The sequence below is a fragment of the Gordonia sp. KTR9 genome (genome assembly GCF_000143885.2).
Classification (GTDB): domain Bacteria; phylum Actinomycetota; class Actinomycetes; order Mycobacteriales; family Mycobacteriaceae; genus Gordonia.
Map to the genome: position 1 here is coordinate 720,791 of NC_018581.1, position 16,732 is coordinate 737,522.

Sequence of the window (16,732 nt, forward strand, 5' to 3'; positions counted from 1 at the left end):
TCGGACGCGACGTAGGCTGGCTGTCGTGGCTGAACACTTTCAAACAGTTGTATTGGGTGCAGGTCCAGGTGGGTACGTAGCCGCGATCCGGTCGGCTCAACTGGGCAAGAAAACCGCCGTGATCGAGGAGAAGTACTGGGGCGGTGTGTGTCTGAACGTCGGATGTATCCCGTCGAAGGCACTTCTGCGCAATGCCGAACTCGCGCACATCTTCAATCACCAGGCCAAGACGTTCGGCATCAGTGGCGATGTCTCCTTCGACTTCGGCGCGGCATTCGACCGCAGCCGCAAGGTGTCCGACGGCATCGTCAAGGGCGTCCACTACCTGATGAAGAAGAACAAGATCACCGAGATCGACGGGTACGGGGTGTTCACCGACGCCAAGACCATCAAGGTCGGCGATCGGGAGATCACCTTCGACGACGTCATCATCGACACCGGGTCGACGGTCAAGCTGCTCCCCGGCGTCGAACTGTCGGAGAACGTGGTCACCTACGAGACCCAGATCCTCACCCGTGAGCTACCGGGCTCGATCGTCATCGTCGGCGCCGGCGCCATCGGCATGGAGTTCGGCTACGTGCTCGCCAACTACGGCGTCGACGTCACCATCGTCGAGTTCCTCGACCGCGTGCTGCCCAACGAGGACGCCGACTCGTCCAAGGCTCTCGCCAAGGAATACAAGAAACTCGGCATCAAGCTGCTCACCTCCACCAGGGTTCAGTCGGTCACCGACAACGGCGACGACGTCACCGTCACCTACACCGACGCCAAGGACAAGGAGGGCGAGCTGACCGTCGACAAGGTCCTCATGTCGGTCGGCTTCGCCCCGCGCGTCGAGGGCTTCGGTCTGGAGAAGACCGGGGTCGAGCTCACCGATCGCGGCGCCATCGCGATCGACGACTACATGCGCACCAACGTCGACGGCATCTACGCCATCGGCGATGTCACCGCCAAGCTGCAACTCGCGCATGTGGCCGAGGCCCAGGGCGTCGTGGCCGCCGAGACCATCGCCGGCGTCGAGACCATGACCCTCGGCGACTACCGCTTCATGCCGCGCGCGACGTTCTGCCAGCCCCAGGTGGCGTCCTTCGGACTCACCGAGGCGCAGGCCAAGGACGAGGGCTACAACGTGAAGGCGACGACCTTCCCGTTCTCGGCCAACGGCAAGGCGCAGGGGCTCGGCGAGACCGCAGGTTTCGCGAAGCTCATCACGAACGCCGACACCGACGAACTCCTCGGCGGACACCTCGTGGGCGACAACGTCTCCGAGATGCTGCCGGAGATGACGCTGGCCCACAAGTGGGACCTCACCGCCAAGGAACTCGCCCGCAACGTGCACACCCACCCGACCCTGTCGGAGGCGCTGCAGGAGACGTTCCACGGCGCGCTGGGGCACATGATCAACCTGTAGTCGCCAGACCCTTCGTGACGGGGCCTCCGCAAGCTCCGGCCCCTCCTCAGGGAGCGGGGGATGTCTGCCCTCCTCAGGGAGCGGGGATGTCTGCTCTCCTCGGGGAGCGGGGATGTCTGCTCTCCTCGGGGAGCGGGGTTTCATCTCTGCTCCCTGAGGTGCGAGGAGCGATAGCCGCCGGGCCGAGCGAGCGAAGCGAGTCGAGGTCGACGAGCCACGAAGGGTCTGCGCACTACCCTCGGAACGGTGAGTGCCGTCGAACGTGTCCGCGAGTGGACACCCCCGTGGCCGCTCGACATCGGGGCGACGGTCGGCCTGCACCGGCGCGGTGCGGGCGACCCGGCGTTCGTCTACGGACAGGACAGGTCGGTGTGGCGGGCGGCCTACACGCCCGATGGGCCGGGCACGCTGACCGTTCGCTCCGACGGCACGACCGTCACCGGACGCGCCTGGGGGCCGGGTGCGGACTGGCTACTCGAGCAGATGCCCGACTTCCTCGGGGCGAGTGACGATCCGGACGCGTTGGTCCCACGTCACCCGGTCGTACACGAACTCGTCCGCCGTACCGAGGGATTGCGCCTCGGTCGCACCGATCGCGTGTGGGAAGCGCTGGTGCCGGCGATCCTCGAACAGAAGGTCGTGGGTGCCGAGGCATTCCGCGCGTGGCGGTATCTGTTGCGCCGCTTCGGTACTCCCGCACCCGGCCCGGTTCCGGAGACGATGAGGGTGCCACCGCCCCGAGCGGAGTGGGCCCGCATCCCGAGCTGGGAGTGGCACCGCAGCGGCATCGAGCCGGTCCGGATGCGGACGATTCGCGGGGCGACCGCCCTCGACGTCGAACGTCACGCGGCCAAGCTCACAGTGTTACGCGGCGTCGGGCGGTGGACCGAGGCGGAGGCCCTGTCGCGTGCGCTCGGCGATCCCGACGTCGTCAACGTCGGCGACTATCACATCCCGAAGCTGGTAGGGCTCACCCTGATCGGCGAGGCCGTCGACGATGCGGGGATGCTCGAGTTGCTCGAACCCTATGCGGGACAACGACAGCGCATCATCCGGATGGTCACGCGGGGCGGCGTCCGGCCCGAGCGGCGCGGACCGCGGATGACCATCCGCGACTACCGGTCCTTCTGACCGACCGCTCAGTCCTGCGTCGCTTCCGGGTCGGGTCTCCGCGCCAGCACGAACTGTCCCTGCCCGGTGATCGTCTGCTCGACGTCGTCCACGCCGGCGCGACGGAGGCGCTCGAGTATCTCGTGGTCGTCGAAGATGCGGTATCCGCTCACCCCGGCGAGCGGCCGGACGCCCGGCAACGAGGTGAGCGGTGTCGTCACCGAGGTGAAGACCACGATCTCGCCGCCGGGCGCGGTCACCCGCACCAGCTCGTCGACCACAGGGAGGGGATCGGGGATCAGATAGAGCGCCGCCAGGCAGGTGACGACGTCGAAGGTGTTGTCGGCGAACGGCAATGCGTGGGCGTCACCGCGCACGAACGCGGCCCGTCCGACGGCGTTGGTCTGCGCCGCGCGCGCCAGCATGGGTGTGGAGAAGTCGATGCCGATGCACCGGCCGTCGCCGGTGAGGCCGTCGGCGATCTCCCGCGTGTAGTTGCCCGGACCGCAGGCGACATCGAGGACCAGACGGTCGCCCGGGCGGGCGAGGTAGGCCCGCAGCGCGCGGTCGAAGTCGGCGGTGGAACGGCCGCCGAGACTGAAGAGCCGGGTGAAGGTCGGTCGCCACCGGTGTTCGTAGATCTCGGCGAAGTGCTGGTTGCGCATCAGCCGCTGCGCGATCGACTCCATGTCAGGAGCGGGTGTCGCGCTGGATGCGCAGTGTGTGGATGGTGGTCGCGAGACTGTCGTACTGCCCGACGAGCAGGGTGAAGGCGATGAGCTTCCGGTCGTCGAGGTGCCGCGACAACGCCTGCCAGGCGATGTCGGAGACGTCCTTGCTCTCGACGAGCTCGTCGACGGCTCGCAGGATCGCGCGCTCGCGATCGCCCCATCCGGCGTCGGGCCCCTCCAGGATGCGGTCGAACTCGTCCGCGGTGATCCCGGCCCGCCGGCCGAGTCGTCGGTGATGATCGAGTTCGTAGTCGCACTCCCGAAGATGGGCCACCCGGATGATGACCATCTCGGAGTCCTTGCGCGACAACGCACCGAACGGCATCAGCCGGCTGCTGAAGTGGAGCCAGCCGCGGAAGAGCCCCTTCGTGCGCCCGAGAGTGGAGAAGATGTGTGCGTCGTCGACGCCGATGGCGCGTGCGGCCCCCCGCGCGAAGACGAAATTGATCGGCCCGAGCTCCCGGAAACCGCCCGGAGCGACGCGAGGTGTGCCCATGGGCCCACGGTAGACTACGCCGACTATGACGCACACCACACGGACGTTCACCAGTGTCGACGAACTGAAGGCCGCGATCGGCGAGGATCTAGGGTCGGGCGAATGGCTGGAGATCACCCAGGAACGGGTCAACGCCTTCGCCGATGCGACCGGTGATCACCAGTGGATCCACGTCGACCCCGAACGCGCGAAGTCGGGTCCGTTCGGCACGACCATCGCGCACGGATACCTGACGGTCTCGTTGCTGCCGATGATCGCCGGGAAGATCTTCACCGTCGAAGGTCCCAAGCTGGTCCTCAACTACGGGATGAACAAACTGCGTTTCCCGAATCCGGTGAAGGTCGGCGCCCGGATTCGATCCAATGCGGTGATCACCTCGGTCGAGGAGACGCCGAAGGGCGTGAACGTGGTCGTCACCAACACCGTCGAGATCGAGGGAGAGGCCAAGCCCGCATGCGTCGCCGAGAATCTCCGCGTTCTCGTCTTCTGACCGGGGCGACGTCCGGCCGGTCAACGGCGACACTCGTCGACGGCCGGTTCGCCGCGTAGCCGGCGGTCGAGCCAGTCGAGGGCCACCGGGAAGCCGAGCAGCGCTGCGGTGACGTGTTCGCCGAAGATCTCACGGTAGGCCGCGTTGGTGCCGTGCGCGCACTGTTCGCGATAGAGGGCGCGGGCCCCGGCCGCGGGTATCCACCACTCGTGGGTGCCGTGATAGATCAGCAGGGGAGTCGCGGACGCGCGGTCGGCCATTCCGGTCAGGCGGTAGATCCGCTCGGCGGTCGGCGACCGGAACGGGTCGGGGTCGTTCGACAGCACCTGCATCGGCAGGAAGGTGCCGCCTGCGATCGCCTCGGGGAGCACGCACACGTTCTTCATCGGCGACGAGGCCAGCCATCGAGCGGGCCGGTTCGCCAGCGCCAGGATCTCCGGACGCTCGCGCGCGATGCCGAAGGTCGCGGCATGGAACAGGCCGGTCGCCAGGTTCGCGTTCATGCTCCCGACGAGCATCCGGAAGTCGGCCGGGACGCCGCCGAGTGCCGCGCCGACGACGCGATCGGTGAGCTCGGGAGCGTACTCGCCCAGCAGCTTCGACGCCCCGTGCGTGGCGATGGCACCCCCGGAATACCCGGTCATCGCCACCCGGCTGTCGCGCAACATCATCGGGTCCAGACGCCGGGCCGCGCGAATGGCGTCGAGCGTCACGTGCCCGGCGAGTACCGGTTCCGCGTAGGCCATCCGGGGTCCCTGGTGGTCGGGTATCAGAACCACATGGCCCGCGTTCAGTGCGAGCTGGGTCGTCGGCGGGATCAGGTCCGTGATCCCGGTGGCGACGGAGAATCCATGCGCGAGTGTGTATCCGGGTGTGCAGGCGGCTCCGAGGGAGTCGATCGGCAGATTGTTCACGAGCATCGGCGTCGACGCGCCGACCGCGCGGCGCGGGATCAGCAGGGTCGCGGTGCCGTAGATCGGCGCTCCGACGGCGTCGGTGCTCCGGAACTTGATCAGCGTCGCCGAACGGAGCGGCACGGTCACCACCGGTCCGGCAGCCGCGATGACGTCGCGAGTGGCGATCACGTCGCCCGGCGCGCGGGAAGCCAGATCGGCCGGCCAGCGGTCGAACATCGGGTCACCGGTGGGCGAGGGCAGGATCGACTCGCGCAATTCGAGTGTGTGGTGGTCGAATCCGGCGGCCCGTGCGCGCGGTGGAATCGTGCGCAGCCGGGCAACCGGAGGTGGTGGCACCGCGTCGTCGATCGCGTCGACGACAGGCGGTGGCAGCGGCATCATGTTCGGTGGATCCGCGACCGCGCGTCCGGCGGGCAGTAGACCGACGACGACGATCAGCAGGACGCCGACCGTCCACGTCGCCCGGTGCCGCAGCGCAGTCCGGTACCGGAGCGGTATCCGGCGGCGGAGCGAGGTTCTCGTCATGACGGTGCCTTCGCGTGACGGACGCCCCGATGCGCCCGCTTCCCGTGACCCTAGGACCATCGACCGGATCGGAGCGCCGGTTGCGCATCGATGGTCGCCGCACCGAGACGGAACCGTGATGTGTGATGCCCGGTGGGGAAAGCACATTCGCGCGTCACCCGACCGGACTACACCCGCGACTCACCTCGCCGTCGGCACGGCACGCTTGATCTCCGCCGTCTAGCATTGGCCGCAGGTGATCGCGGTTCGAGTCGTCAGATGTGCTGCCGGGGGGCAGGTGATTCGACGATCACCGAGGTGAGACGGGAGGTTGGCGATGCCGGCCAGGGGAGTTCTTCGACTATCGGTTCGACGGGCAGCGATCGCGACCACGGTGGCGGTGGCCGCACTGGGACTCGTCGCGGGCCCGACGTGGATGAGCGGTACGGCCGACGCCGAACCGCCCAATCTCACCTCGGTCCCGTCGCAGCTGCCGGCGGACATCGACGCCGTGATCCCGGCGCCGCCGGTCGAGAGACTGTCGCGCATTCCGGAACGGTCCCGCATTCCGGGCGCCTCGCACGAGCTGCAAGAGCTGCGCGAGGCGATCATGCCGTCGCCGAGCGGTGACCGGTTCTTCGACGACTGGCCGGCCGGACTCGCCGCGCGGACACCCGGAGAGGTCCTGACGACGCGGTCGGTGACCCGCGTGGCGCAGTCGCTCGTCTTCGTCCCGCTGCGGTCGGCGCGGCAGGTCAAGTTCCGGACCACCGACGCGAACGGCGCCCCGATGTTCGGCACGGCCACCCTCCTGGTGCCGGCCAAGGCGTGGACCGGACGGGGAGCCCGGCCGGTCCTGGTCAACAATTCGCCGATAGTCGCGCTGGGCACGAAATGCACCACGGGGTTCACCTACGCACACGGATTCACCAACAACACGAACGAGACCGATCTGATCCCGCCGTTCACCCAGCTCGCACTGGACCGGGGTTACGCGGTGCTCGTGCCCGACCACACGGGACCCCGGATGGCCTACGCCGAGCCGTTTGTCGCGGGACACGTGATCCTCGACTCGGTGCGCGCGGCGGCCGGCGTCGACCCGGCGAACTTCGGGCGCGGACCCATCGCGATGGTCGGCTACTCCGGTGGGGCGATCGCCACCCACGGGGCGGCCAAGCTCGCCGCCGGGTATGCGCCCGACATCGCCGGACGATTCGTGGGCGCGGCCATCGGCGGGGTACCCGCGGACTACCGGTCACTCGCCGGCGCCATGAACGCGAACCTGGCCTCGGGTGTCTTCCATTCGGCGATTCTCGGTGTCGCGCGGGAACGGCCCGAGGTCCTGCAGATGTCGAACCATCTGGCGAGATGGCTTGCGACGTCGGAGATCCGCAACATCTGCACCGACGACATGGGCAACCTCGGGATCTCGCACCTCCCGACCCAGCTGCTGTCGACCGACCCGGACCCCTTCAACTCCGCGGTCGCCGAGAAGCTCTTCGAGGTCACGTCCATGGCGGATCTCGAGGCGTCGATGCCGTTGCTGATCTACCACGGGCGCTACGAGTGGTGGGTTCCGGCCAGCCAGGCACGCGCGCTCTTCGCCCAACAGTGCGCTCTCGGTGCCACCGCGGTCTACCGCGAGTACGGTGCCGAGCACGTGTCGGCGGCTGCTCTCGGCTTCCCGGACACCGCGACCTGGCTCGACGACCGGCTACGCGGCCTACCCGCGCCGAACGGGTGTCGCGGCTGATCGTGGTGCGGCCCTTCGAGGCTCGTCGACCTCGACGCGCTCCTTCGTCGCTTGCTCGGCCCGGCGGCCGTCGCTCCTCGCACCTCAGGGAGCAGTGGTTGTGTGGTTCGTTCGGATCAGGGAGCGGCGCGTGTTTCGGTGAGACTCATGTACGGCGAGACGCTGCTGGTGTGTTCGTCGATGCGCAGTGAGGCGCCGAGAGCGGGGAAAGCGCGCTGCGCGCAGTTGGTCCGCTCGCACACCCGGCACCCGGCACCGATCGGCGTGACGTGCGCCTGCGGTCCGATCTCCAGACCGTCGGAGTAGATGACCCGCGCGGCATGGCGCAGTTCGCATCCCATCCCGATCGCGAAGGTCTTCCCGGGTTGCCCGTATCGAGTCGCGCGGCGTTCGACCGTCCGCGCGACCCAGAAGTAGTTGCGGCCGTCGGGCATCTCGGCGATCTGCGTGATGATCTTGCCGGGGTAGGCGAACGTCTCGTAGACGTTCCACAGCGGACAGGTTCCGCCGCTCGAGGAGAAGTGGAACCCGGTGGCAGACTGACGCTTCGACATGTTTCCCGCGCGGTCGACGCGGACGAACGACCAGGGGATGCCCCTCAGGTTGGGTCGTTGCAGCGTCGAGAGCCGGTGACAGATCGTCTCGTAGGACACGGCGTAGAAGGCGGACAGGCGTTCGATGTCGTACCGAAAATCCTCCGCCGCACCGTGAAACTGGCTGTAGGGCAGGACGACCGCGGCGGCGAAGTAGTTCGCGAGGCCGAGGAGTCCGAGCGCCCGCGCGTCCTCGCTGCTGAAGTTGGCCTCGTCCACCAGCTTGTCGAGGAGGTCCTGATACTCGAGGTAGCAGAGTTCGCTGGCGAGTTTGAACGTCCGCTGCCCGGCCGAGAGCGACGCGGAGAATTCGAGGCGTCGCGCCTCGCGATCGAACCGGTGCAGTGTGTAGTCCCCGAGGTCCACCCGGCGCACGATGCTGATGCCGTGGACGCTCTCGATGCGGTTCATGATCTCGCGGCGGATGTCGGCGGAGTGCATCCGCATCCGCGTGGTCATCTCCTCGGCGGCGATGTCGAGTTCGTGAATGTAGTTGCGGCGCTGGTAGAAGTAGTCGCGCACCTCCTCGTGCGGCGCGCTGATGGTGCCGCGCATGCTGCGGTCGCCGCGCTCGTCGGTGGCCGCCGCGAGCTGATCGGTGGCGATCCGGTAGCGGCGGTGCAGGTTCACCATCGCCTGTGCCATCTCGGGATGCGACGTGACCATCGCGCTGATCCCCTGGGCGTCGAGCGCGCCGGGGGAGGCCTCGAGGTCGTCGTCGAGCAGGGCCTCGCGCAACTCGGCGACCAACCGCACGTCGTCCTGCGAGTCGAAGAACCCGGCGTCGACGCCGAAGGCCTCGGTGATCTTGGCGAGCACCGACGCGGTGAGCGGCCGGGCGTCGTGTTCGATCTGATTGAGATACGACGCCGAGATCGACAACGTCTGCGCGAGGGCGACCTGCGACAGGCCGCGCTCGGAACGCAACTGGCGCAACCGCGACCCCACATAGGTCCTGCTCATCGTCCACCTCCAGGACAGGTGCCGCCGCCTCGAGCGTCGTCCCCAGGGTACGGTGACCGCGTGCTCTCCCTCCCCGGCCGACGCCGCTCGCCGGCAGCGCCGGCCGCGTCCGTCGTGGCAGCGGCGCTCCTCGTCGCGGGGTGTGCGGGCGACCCGGCGGCAGTACCGGCTCCGCGCGGGCCTGCCGACCTCGTGCTGACCGCGTCGCAGTTGCCGCCCGGGTACACCTCCGCGCCACTGGCGGTCGCGGATCTCGTCACGGGGAACCAGGCCGCCATCGACGCCTCCCGATCGGCGCGCGTCACCCCCGAGTACTGCGACCCCACGTCCGACGCGGCGCTCAACAAGCAGCTGACCTCGGACAACTCCGCTGTCCTTGCCGCCCGTGACGGTGCCACGGGCGCGCTCGTCGAGCTGGTCACCACCGCACCTCGCGACATCGACGCCGACCGTCTCACCACGACGGGCCGTTGCGCCCGCACCACGACGGACATCACCACGGGACACCTGGCGGGGAGCCGGGTGGTCACCGAGTTCACCGAACTGCCCCCGCCGGACGTCGACGGCGGCCTGCTGCCCGGTGAGCAGATGTTGCTCACCCGGTCCGACGTCACGACGACACTCACCGACGGCGGCGTCCGCCGGCAGATCGGGTTCGCCGGGTACGCCGTACTCGACCGTCCGGCATCGGGGCCGGTGACGGTGCAGCTGACGGTGTCGGGCGCGCCCACCCGCGCGACGAACCCGCCGACCGTCCCCGTGGAGCCGATCGATCCGGCTGCGTTCTCGGCCCTCTTCGACACCGCCGTCGAGCAAGTCACCACACCCTGAGCCACGCCGGCCGTCGCCGACGCGGCGCCCGAGAGTGTGAAGGGTGTCACTCCCGGGTACACGACCGTGCCGGCTCGGGTGCGTGTCGACCGCGATCCGTCGGCCAGACGCTTACCTACCCTCGGGTAGGAAAATCCCAGTACGGACGTACTTTTTGGCGGGGGCGGCGCGGGTTTCACAGATCAATATTTGCAAACTTTGCACCGCGATGCCGAAAAATAACCCATATTTGCATTCGTCAAGGGTTGGACCTGCGGGTTTGTCTTGTGGCACCCTTGCTGCAGGCACCACCGACACCGAGTCAGAGGGTTCGCAAGTTTCGGCCGAGACTGACGCCGACCGCGAGTCCACACCTTCGGGCAGGAAGTCGGCTGTCTGTCAGCAGAGAGGTTCCGGCGGCGCGCCGGGCCGTCGTCCCGATCCGGCCCCCGGTCGGGACGAGCAGGACAACGAAAGCGAAGTAGCCAATGAGCAACGTCGGAAAGCCCCGTACCGCCGCGGAGATCCAGCAGGACTGGGACACCAACCCGCGCTGGAAGGGCATCAAGCGTGACTACACCGCCGAGCAGGTCGCCGAGCTCCAGGGCTCGGTCGTCGAGGAGCACACCCTCGCCCGTCGTGGCGCAGAGATCCTGTGGGACGGCGTGACCCAGGGTGACGGCAGCTACATCAACGCACTGGGCGCCCTCACCGGCAACCAGGCCGTGCAGCAGGTCCGCGCCGGCCTGAAGGCCGTGTACCTCTCGGGCTGGCAGGTCGCAGGCGACGCCAACCTCTCCGGTCACACCTACCCCGACCAGTCGCTCTACCCGGCCAACTCGGTGCCGAGCGTCGTGCGTCGTATCAACAACGCGCTGCTGCGCGCCGACGAGATCGCCCGCGTCGAGGGTGACAACTCGGTCGACAACTGGGTCGTCCCGATCGTCGCCGACGGCGAGGCCGGCTTCGGTGGCGCGCTCAACGTCTACGAGCTGCAGAAGGCCATGATCGCCGCGGGTGCCGCCGGCACCCACTGGGAGGATCAGCTCGCCTCGGAGAAGAAGTGCGGCCACCTCGGTGGCAAGGTGCTCATCCCGACCCAGCAGCACATCCGCACGCTGAACTCGGCTCGTCTCGCCGCCGACGTCGCCGGTGTTCCCACCGTCGTCATCGCCCGCACCGACGCCGAGGCCGCCACGCTGATCACCTCCGACGTCGACGACCGCGACAAGCAGTTCGTCACCGGTGAGCGCACCGCCGAGGGCTACTACCACGTGAAGAACGGCATCGAGCCGTGCATCGAGCGTGCGAAGTCCTACGCTCCCTACGCCGACATGATCTGGATGGAGACCGGTACCCCCGATCTCGAGCTGGCTCGCAAGTTCGCCGAGGCCGTCAAGAGCGAGTACCCCGACCAGCTGCTGTCCTACAACTGCAGCCCGTCGTTCAACTGGAGCAAGCACCTCGACGACAGCACCATCGCCAAGTTCCAGAACGAGCTGGGCGCCATGGGCTTCACCTTCCAGTTCATCACCCTGGCCGGCTTCCACTCGCTGAACTACGGCATGTTCGACCTGGCCTACGGCTACGCCCGCGAGCAGATGTCGGCGTTCGTCGACCTGCAGAACCGCGAGTTCAAGGCTGCCGAGGAGCGCGGCTTCACCGCCGTCAAGCACCAGCGTGAGGTCGGCGCCGGGTACTTCGACAACATCGCCACCACCGTCGATCCGAACAGCTCGACCACCGCGCTGAAGGGCTCGACCGAGGAAGGACAGTTCCACTAGGAACTCTCCCGCCACCGGCGGAACATTTGGCGTACCAGTCAGGCGGTCCGCGGCTTTCGCTGCGGGCCGCCTGTTGGTGTATCCCGGGGATGGTTCGTGCCCCGAGGAGCTACCCGTGTTCTCGCGAAATCAGTTGTTGCGTAGACGTTTTCCTCCGGAGGAGCCGACATGACAGGCCAGAAGATCTCCCGCGTCGGTGTGGTGGGTGCCGGGCAGATGGGCGCCGGAATCGCCGAGGTGTGCGCGCGGGCCCAGTCCGATGTGCTCGTCTACGAATTCACCCGCGAACTCGCAGCCGCCGGTCGCGATCGGGTTCTCCGATCGCTGGATCGTGGCGTGTCCAGCGGCAAACTGACCGAGCGGGAGCGCGAACAGGCGTCCCTGCGACTCCGGTTCACCTCGGATCTGGGCGACTTCGCCGACCGGCAACTCGTGTGCGAGGCCGTCGTCGAGGACGAATCCGTCAAGACCGAGATCTTCACCCAGCTCGACAAGGTCGTCGCCGACCCGGCGGCCGTCCTCGCGTCGAACACCTCGTCCATCCCGATCATGAAGCTGGGCATGGCGACTCAGAACGCCGCCCGCGTGATCGGCATGCACTTCTTCAACCCCGTCCCGGTTCTCCCGCTGGTCGAGGTCGTGACCACCCTGGTGACCGCACCGGAGATCGTCGAACGCGCCGAGACCTTCGCTCACGACGTGCTGGGCAAGCAGGTGGTGCGTTCGGCCGACCGATCCGGGTTCGTCGTGAACGCCCTGCTGGTGCCGTATCTGCTCTCGTCCATCCGGATGGTGGAGACCGGTTTCGCGACGGTCGACGACATCGACAAGGCCATGGTCCTGGGCTGCGCGCATCCGATGGGCCCGCTCAAGCTGGCCGATCTCGTCGGGCTCGACACGGTCAAGGCGATCGCCGACAGGATGTACGAGGAGTTCAAAGAGCCCCTCTATTCGCCGCCTCCACTGCTGTTGCGCATGGTCGAGGCCGGGAGACTGGGCAAGAAATCGGGCCACGGTTTCCACCGTTACGGGTGATCAGACCGCTGTGTGCGGGCACTTCGGGTGACCTCCGTCACGTGTGTTAGCAAGATGCTTGCATTTGCTAGCACAGCGTGGATACTGGATAGCGGAAACACCAATACCGATGGCGCCGCGGTTCCCCTTTTCTCGCGCGGTGTGAGTCGAATCGAATCGGCTTGCGACACCGTACGTTTCGAGGCGACAGGCGACGGAATTCTCCGACATGCGCCCGGCGAAGATGCCGAGATGAGCGAGACCGCATGTGCTGCAGCGCAATTGGTGACCCGACCCTAAGGAGTCCATTGTGACCACCACCGAACGCAACTACGCTCCCCTCTACGCCGCAGTCGGCGCAGGCGACTACGCCTTCGCGCAGGTCACCGAGAAGCTGACCGAACTGCGGGAGCGCACCGAGGCCGCCGCCGAGACCGCCCAGTCCCGCTTCGACGAGGCCAAGACCCGCATCTCGGATCTGCCGGAGACCGCCCAGACGCGTTTCGACGAGGCCAAGACCCGTATCGGCTCGCTGTCCGAAGAGGTTCCCAGCGACCTCGACGAGCTGCGCGGCAAGCTGACCGCCGACGAGCTCAAGCGTCTCGCCGACCCGTACGTCGAGAAGGCCTACGGCTTCTACACCTCGCTCGCCGAGCGTGGCGAGGCCACCCTGGAGCGCCTGCGCACCAAGCCGCTCGTCCAGGAGAACCTCTCGCGCGCTGAGAAGGTGTACAACGACGCCGTCGATCTCACCGAGGACGCCCTCGGGGTCGTCTCGACCCAGACCCGCCTCGTCGGTGACCGCGCGGCGAAGCTCGCCGGACGCGTCAGCGAAGAGGTCGAGGACGTCGCCGTCGCGATCGAAGAGGCCGGCAGCAACGTCAAGGACCAGGCAGCCGACGCGGCCAAGGAAATCGACGGCGCCGCAGGCACTGTCGAGGCCAAGGGGCGCGCCGCCAAGTCCTCGCCGGCCAACAAGGTCGCCGAGGCCAAGGACACCCCGGTGCCGGCCGTGAAGAAGACCGCCGCCAAGAAGGCGCCGGCCAAGAAGGCCCCGGTCAAGAAGCCGACCACCGCGAAGTAGGTTCTCCCACAATCGCATCCGACAACGCCCCCGCTCCGGCGGGGGCGTTGTCGTGTGTGGGGTAAGTGCCGTTTCCGCAGCCGGTTTTCCGTCCCGCGGCCCTGTTTCCGTCGCGCTGATCGGATCTGATCAGCGGGAGGGAAGTGTGGCCGCGGGACTCAGCTCGTCAATTCGAACTTCTCCAGCCATGGCCGAAGCAGGCCGATGAAGGACCCGTCCTCGAGCATCGACCAGGTCCAGCGCACGACGACGGGGCCCAGCGCGCGGATCTCGTCCTCGCGCAGCTTCTCCTGCAGCACCACGTCGGTCACGGTCTTGCCCACTTTGCGCAGGCGGCCGTGCTTCACCATGCCGTCGAACTCCCCGACGAGCTTCGCCTGCCAGTCGAAGTCGACACGGTAGACGCCGCTCCGCCCGCAGAACTCGTGTTGCAGCCCCGGAGCAGGCAGGCCGGCCTCGATCATCTGCGCACGACTCCACGATTCGCCGACGCTCTCGGCCGCCCCATCAGCCAGTGCCAGCGCACGCCGAGCCACTCTGCCGCCCTGCCTACGACGAGAGGTGAGGATGCGCCACATGAGCTCACGATCGGCGCCTGCACGAAGTGCCTGGTCGAAGGCGGTTAGCGCTTGTGCGAAGTCGCCCCCGGCTGCCACATCTACGGCGGTTCGCTCGATTCTGGTGACTAGTATTCCGTCGACGACGGCGAGCTCGTCCTCTGTCAGGGCGGCGGCGTGAACGTGACGATGCGTCGCGATGAATCCGCCGGCCCTCTTGCCGTTGGTGACGTGAACGCGTTCGGTGTAGGGCTTCAGCAGTGGAATGCCGAGCACCGCGGCGGCCGAGACGTGACTCAGCGGCAGCTGCGGTGCGCTCGCGGGATGTGACGTGGCGATCGCAACAGACTTGAGGCGGTGCAACTCCTGATCGCCTTCGTGCCCGGCGAAGTCGTCGGATGCCGGGACGAAGACGCCGGGGATGAGGCGGATCAGGTCGCCGGCGGACACCGCTGCAGCAAGCAGATTGTCGGAGAAAGCCGCATCGAGTGCGGCGCCGCGACGGATCAGACCGTAGCGGTCCAGTGGGTAGCTGGTCATCTCTATTCGACGCAGCGGAGGGGGTTTCGGCTCCATCGGGTTTTCCCCAACCTTCCCGCGGTCCCGCTTCCGTCCCGCTGATCGGATCTCATCAGCGGGACGGAAGCAGCACCGCGGGAGCGGGATTCGACGGCGCGGGTCAGGGTGTCAGGGTGACCGGATGGTCAGGACCGCGAGCGCGCCGTCGTCGCTGCGGTAGGTGTGGGTGGCGTCGGAGAGCCACTGGAGGGATTCGCCCGGTCCGGCCGTGTGTTCCTCGCCGGCGCGCCCGGCACGAAGGTGGCCGCTGACCACATGCACGTGCTCGACGACGCCGGGGCCGTGTGCGGGCGACTGCCTGGTTCCGCCCGGGGTCACGCGGAGCCAGAACACCTCGGTGACCGATCCGTCGTCATGGTGCTCGACATGGAGCAGCCGCGCCGCGAGGTGCGGACTCGCGCCCTCCACGCCCGTGTCCTCGCCGAGCAGGGCGGTCAGCGGGACGCCGAGCGGACCGGCCACCGCGTAGAGAGTGTCCAGAGTCGGATTTCGCTGTCCTGCTTCGAGTTCGGACAGCGAGCCCTTGCCGATGCCGGCTTCGCGGGCCAGGGCGGACAGGGACAGGCCGCGGCGGTTGCGCAGGGTGGTGATCCGGGTGCCGACCGAGCGTCGTCGGTCCTCGCCGTCCGACATCGTCGCAGTCCCTGTCCTCTCGGGTCGTCGGAGTGTTCTGTTTACGGAACGATACCGTTATGCTCGCGACATGACCAGTGCCGTGCCGTCTACTCGCAGCGAGCCGATCATCGCCGGAGTCGTCACCTCGCTGGTGGGGTTCACCTCCTCCTTCGTCGTGGTGGTCACCGGGTTGCGATCGGTGGGTGCCAGTCCGGCACAGGCCGCGTCGGGTCTGCTCGTCCTGACGGTTTTGTTCGGCCTCGGGTCGATCCTGCTCTCGCTGCGCACGCGCCGGCCGGTGACGCTGGCGTGGTCCACCCCGGGAGCGGCACTTCTCGTGTCGGCGGGTGCGTCCTACGACGCCGGGTGGCCGGCAGCGGTCGGGGCGTTCCTGGTCGTCGGGCTGCTGATCCTGGCGACCGGCCTGGTGCCGGCGCTCGGCGAACTGATCAGCCGGATCCCCACGCCGATCGCCCAGGCGATGCTCGCCGGGGTGCTGCTCACCCTCTGCCTCGCGCCGATGACCTCACTGTCGGCGCAACCGTGGTCGACCATTCCGATCCTCGTCGTCTGGTTGCTGGCGATGCGGTGGCTTCCGCGATGGGCACTGCCGCTGGCACTGGTCACCGCGCTGATCGTGATCGGCGTGAACCTCGTCCTCGACGGCTACGGTGGTTGGGCCGGGGAGTCGTGGTGGCCGCAGCTGACCTGGACCACACCCGCTTTCGACGCCACCGCGATCGTCGGGCTCGCGGTCCCGCTCTACATCGTGACCATGGCCTCACAGAACGTTCCGGGTGTGGCCGTCCTCAAGTCCTTCGGATACGAGACGCCGTGGCGCCCGGCGATGTTCGTGACCGGGGCGGGAACCGTGCTCGGCGCGCCGTTCGGTGGGCACGCGATCAATCTCGCCGCTCTGTCCGCGGCGCTGGCTGCCGGACCCGAGGCGGGCGCCGACCGGACGCGGCGGTGGATCGCCGGCGTGGCCACGGGTTCGACGAGCCTCGTACTCGCGGTGCTGTCGGGTGCGCTGGTGGTCATCACGGCGATCGCGCCGGATGGACTGCTCGAAGCGGTTGCGGGACTTGCGCTGTTGACCACGTTCGTGGCGTCGGTCCTGGGGGCGTTCGAGAAGGCGGAGTTTCGCATGCCGGCGGCGCTGACCTTCGTGACCGCTGCGGCGGGCGTCACTTTCGCCGGGATCGGCGGAGCCTTCTGGGCACTCGTCGTCGGGCTGGTGGCGCACGGGGTGCTCGGGCGGCGCGTTGGGCCCCGTCGCTGAAGGGTGTTGAGACCCTTCGAGGCTCGTCGACCTCGACGC

The 16,732-nt window shown here is 67.9% G+C and carries 15 protein-coding genes; 9 read left to right on the forward strand and 6 right to left on the reverse strand.

Going from position 1 to position 16,732, the window contains the following annotated elements; all coding sequences use genetic code 11:
- Nucleotides 1-25 precede the first annotated feature (25 nt).
- Nucleotides 26-1,411: a dihydrolipoyl dehydrogenase gene (gene lpdA, locus KTR9_RS04040; protein WP_044505823.1), complete on the forward strand. Its 1,386-nt coding sequence runs from the start codon at nucleotides 26-28 to the stop codon at nucleotides 1,409-1,411.
- Nucleotides 1,412-1,657: 246 nt separating this feature from the next.
- On the forward strand, nucleotides 1,658-2,542 hold the full coding sequence (locus KTR9_RS04045) for a DNA-3-methyladenine glycosylase family protein (RefSeq protein WP_010842824.1): 885 nt from the start codon (nucleotides 1,658-1,660) through the stop codon (nucleotides 2,540-2,542).
- 8 nt (nucleotides 2,543-2,550) lie between these two features.
- Here KTR9_RS04045 and KTR9_RS04050 read toward each other — a convergent pair whose 3' ends face one another.
- Together KTR9_RS04050 and KTR9_RS04055 are read right to left on the reverse strand one after the other, a co-directional pair.
- On the reverse strand, nucleotides 2,551-3,210 hold the full coding sequence (locus KTR9_RS04050) for a class I SAM-dependent methyltransferase (RefSeq protein ID WP_044505825.1): 660 nt from the start codon (nucleotides 3,208-3,210) through the stop codon (nucleotides 2,551-2,553).
- A 1-nt stretch (nucleotide 3,211) separates the two neighbouring features.
- The gene (locus KTR9_RS04055; protein WP_010842822.1) at nucleotides 3,212-3,748 is read right to left on the reverse strand and encodes a carboxymuconolactone decarboxylase family protein; all 537 of its coding nucleotides are present in this window, start codon (nucleotides 3,746-3,748) and stop codon (nucleotides 3,212-3,214) included.
- A 25-nt stretch (nucleotides 3,749-3,773) separates the two neighbouring features.
- On the opposite strand from KTR9_RS04055, the gene KTR9_RS04060 reads away from it, so the two are divergent.
- Complete coding sequence (locus KTR9_RS04060) at nucleotides 3,774-4,238, forward strand: MaoC family dehydratase (protein ID WP_010842821.1); 465 nt, start codon at nucleotides 3,774-3,776, stop codon at nucleotides 4,236-4,238.
- Between the two features lie 20 nt (nucleotides 4,239-4,258).
- Here KTR9_RS04060 and KTR9_RS04065 read toward each other — a convergent pair whose 3' ends face one another.
- Nucleotides 4,259-5,680, reverse strand: a complete 1,422-nt coding sequence (locus tag KTR9_RS04065) for a lipase family protein (protein WP_014925329.1) — start codon at nucleotides 5,678-5,680, stop codon at nucleotides 4,259-4,261.
- Nucleotides 5,681-5,996: 316 nt separating this feature from the next.
- Between KTR9_RS04065 and KTR9_RS04070 the strand changes: the two genes are divergently transcribed.
- Nucleotides 5,997-7,412: a lipase family protein gene (locus KTR9_RS04070; RefSeq protein WP_014925330.1), complete on the forward strand. Its 1,416-nt coding sequence runs from the start codon at nucleotides 5,997-5,999 to the stop codon at nucleotides 7,410-7,412.
- Nucleotides 7,413-7,528: 116 nt separating this feature from the next.
- Here the strand turns inward: KTR9_RS04070 and ramB are convergent, their stop codons facing one another.
- The gene (gene ramB / locus KTR9_RS04075; RefSeq protein WP_014925331.1) at nucleotides 7,529-8,968 is read right to left on the reverse strand and encodes an acetate metabolism transcriptional regulator RamB; all 1,440 of its coding nucleotides are present in this window, start codon (nucleotides 8,966-8,968) and stop codon (nucleotides 7,529-7,531) included.
- Between the two features lie 60 nt (nucleotides 8,969-9,028).
- Here ramB and KTR9_RS04080 point away from each other — a divergent pair, with 60 nt between their 5' ends.
- The 4 genes from KTR9_RS04080 to KTR9_RS04095 all read left to right on the forward strand — a co-directional run bounded on the left by KTR9_RS04080 (nucleotide 9,029) and on the right by KTR9_RS04095 (nucleotide 13,660).
- Nucleotides 9,029-9,799, forward strand: coding sequence for a hypothetical protein (locus KTR9_RS04080; RefSeq protein ID WP_014925332.1), 771 nt, complete (start codon nucleotides 9,029-9,031; stop codon nucleotides 9,797-9,799).
- Nucleotides 9,800-10,266: 467 nt separating this feature from the next.
- Complete coding sequence (gene aceA / locus KTR9_RS04085) at nucleotides 10,267-11,562, forward strand: isocitrate lyase (RefSeq protein WP_014925333.1); 1,296 nt, start codon at nucleotides 10,267-10,269, stop codon at nucleotides 11,560-11,562.
- Nucleotides 11,563-11,730: 168 nt separating this feature from the next.
- On the forward strand, nucleotides 11,731-12,597 hold the full coding sequence (locus tag KTR9_RS04090) for a 3-hydroxybutyryl-CoA dehydrogenase (protein WP_010842815.1): 867 nt from the start codon (nucleotides 11,731-11,733) through the stop codon (nucleotides 12,595-12,597).
- Between the two features lie 289 nt (nucleotides 12,598-12,886).
- Nucleotides 12,887-13,660: a hypothetical protein gene (locus tag KTR9_RS04095; protein ID WP_010842814.1), complete on the forward strand. Its 774-nt coding sequence runs from the start codon at nucleotides 12,887-12,889 to the stop codon at nucleotides 13,658-13,660.
- 158 nt (nucleotides 13,661-13,818) lie between these two features.
- Here the strand turns inward: KTR9_RS04095 and KTR9_RS04100 are convergent, their stop codons facing one another.
- On the reverse strand, nucleotides 13,819-14,757 hold the full coding sequence (locus KTR9_RS04100) for a hypothetical protein (protein WP_014925334.1): 939 nt from the start codon (nucleotides 14,755-14,757) through the stop codon (nucleotides 13,819-13,821).
- A 147-nt stretch (nucleotides 14,758-14,904) separates the two neighbouring features.
- Nucleotides 14,905-15,429 (reverse strand): helix-turn-helix domain-containing protein, encoded by a 525-nt coding sequence (locus tag KTR9_RS04105; protein ID WP_014925335.1) that lies wholly within the window; start codon nucleotides 15,427-15,429, stop codon nucleotides 14,905-14,907.
- 70 nt (nucleotides 15,430-15,499) lie between these two features.
- On the opposite strand from KTR9_RS04105, the gene KTR9_RS04110 reads away from it, so the two are divergent.
- Nucleotides 15,500-16,693 (forward strand): benzoate/H(+) symporter BenE family transporter, encoded by a 1,194-nt coding sequence (locus KTR9_RS04110; RefSeq protein ID WP_014925336.1) that lies wholly within the window; start codon nucleotides 15,500-15,502, stop codon nucleotides 16,691-16,693.
- Nucleotides 16,694-16,732 lie beyond the last annotated feature (39 nt).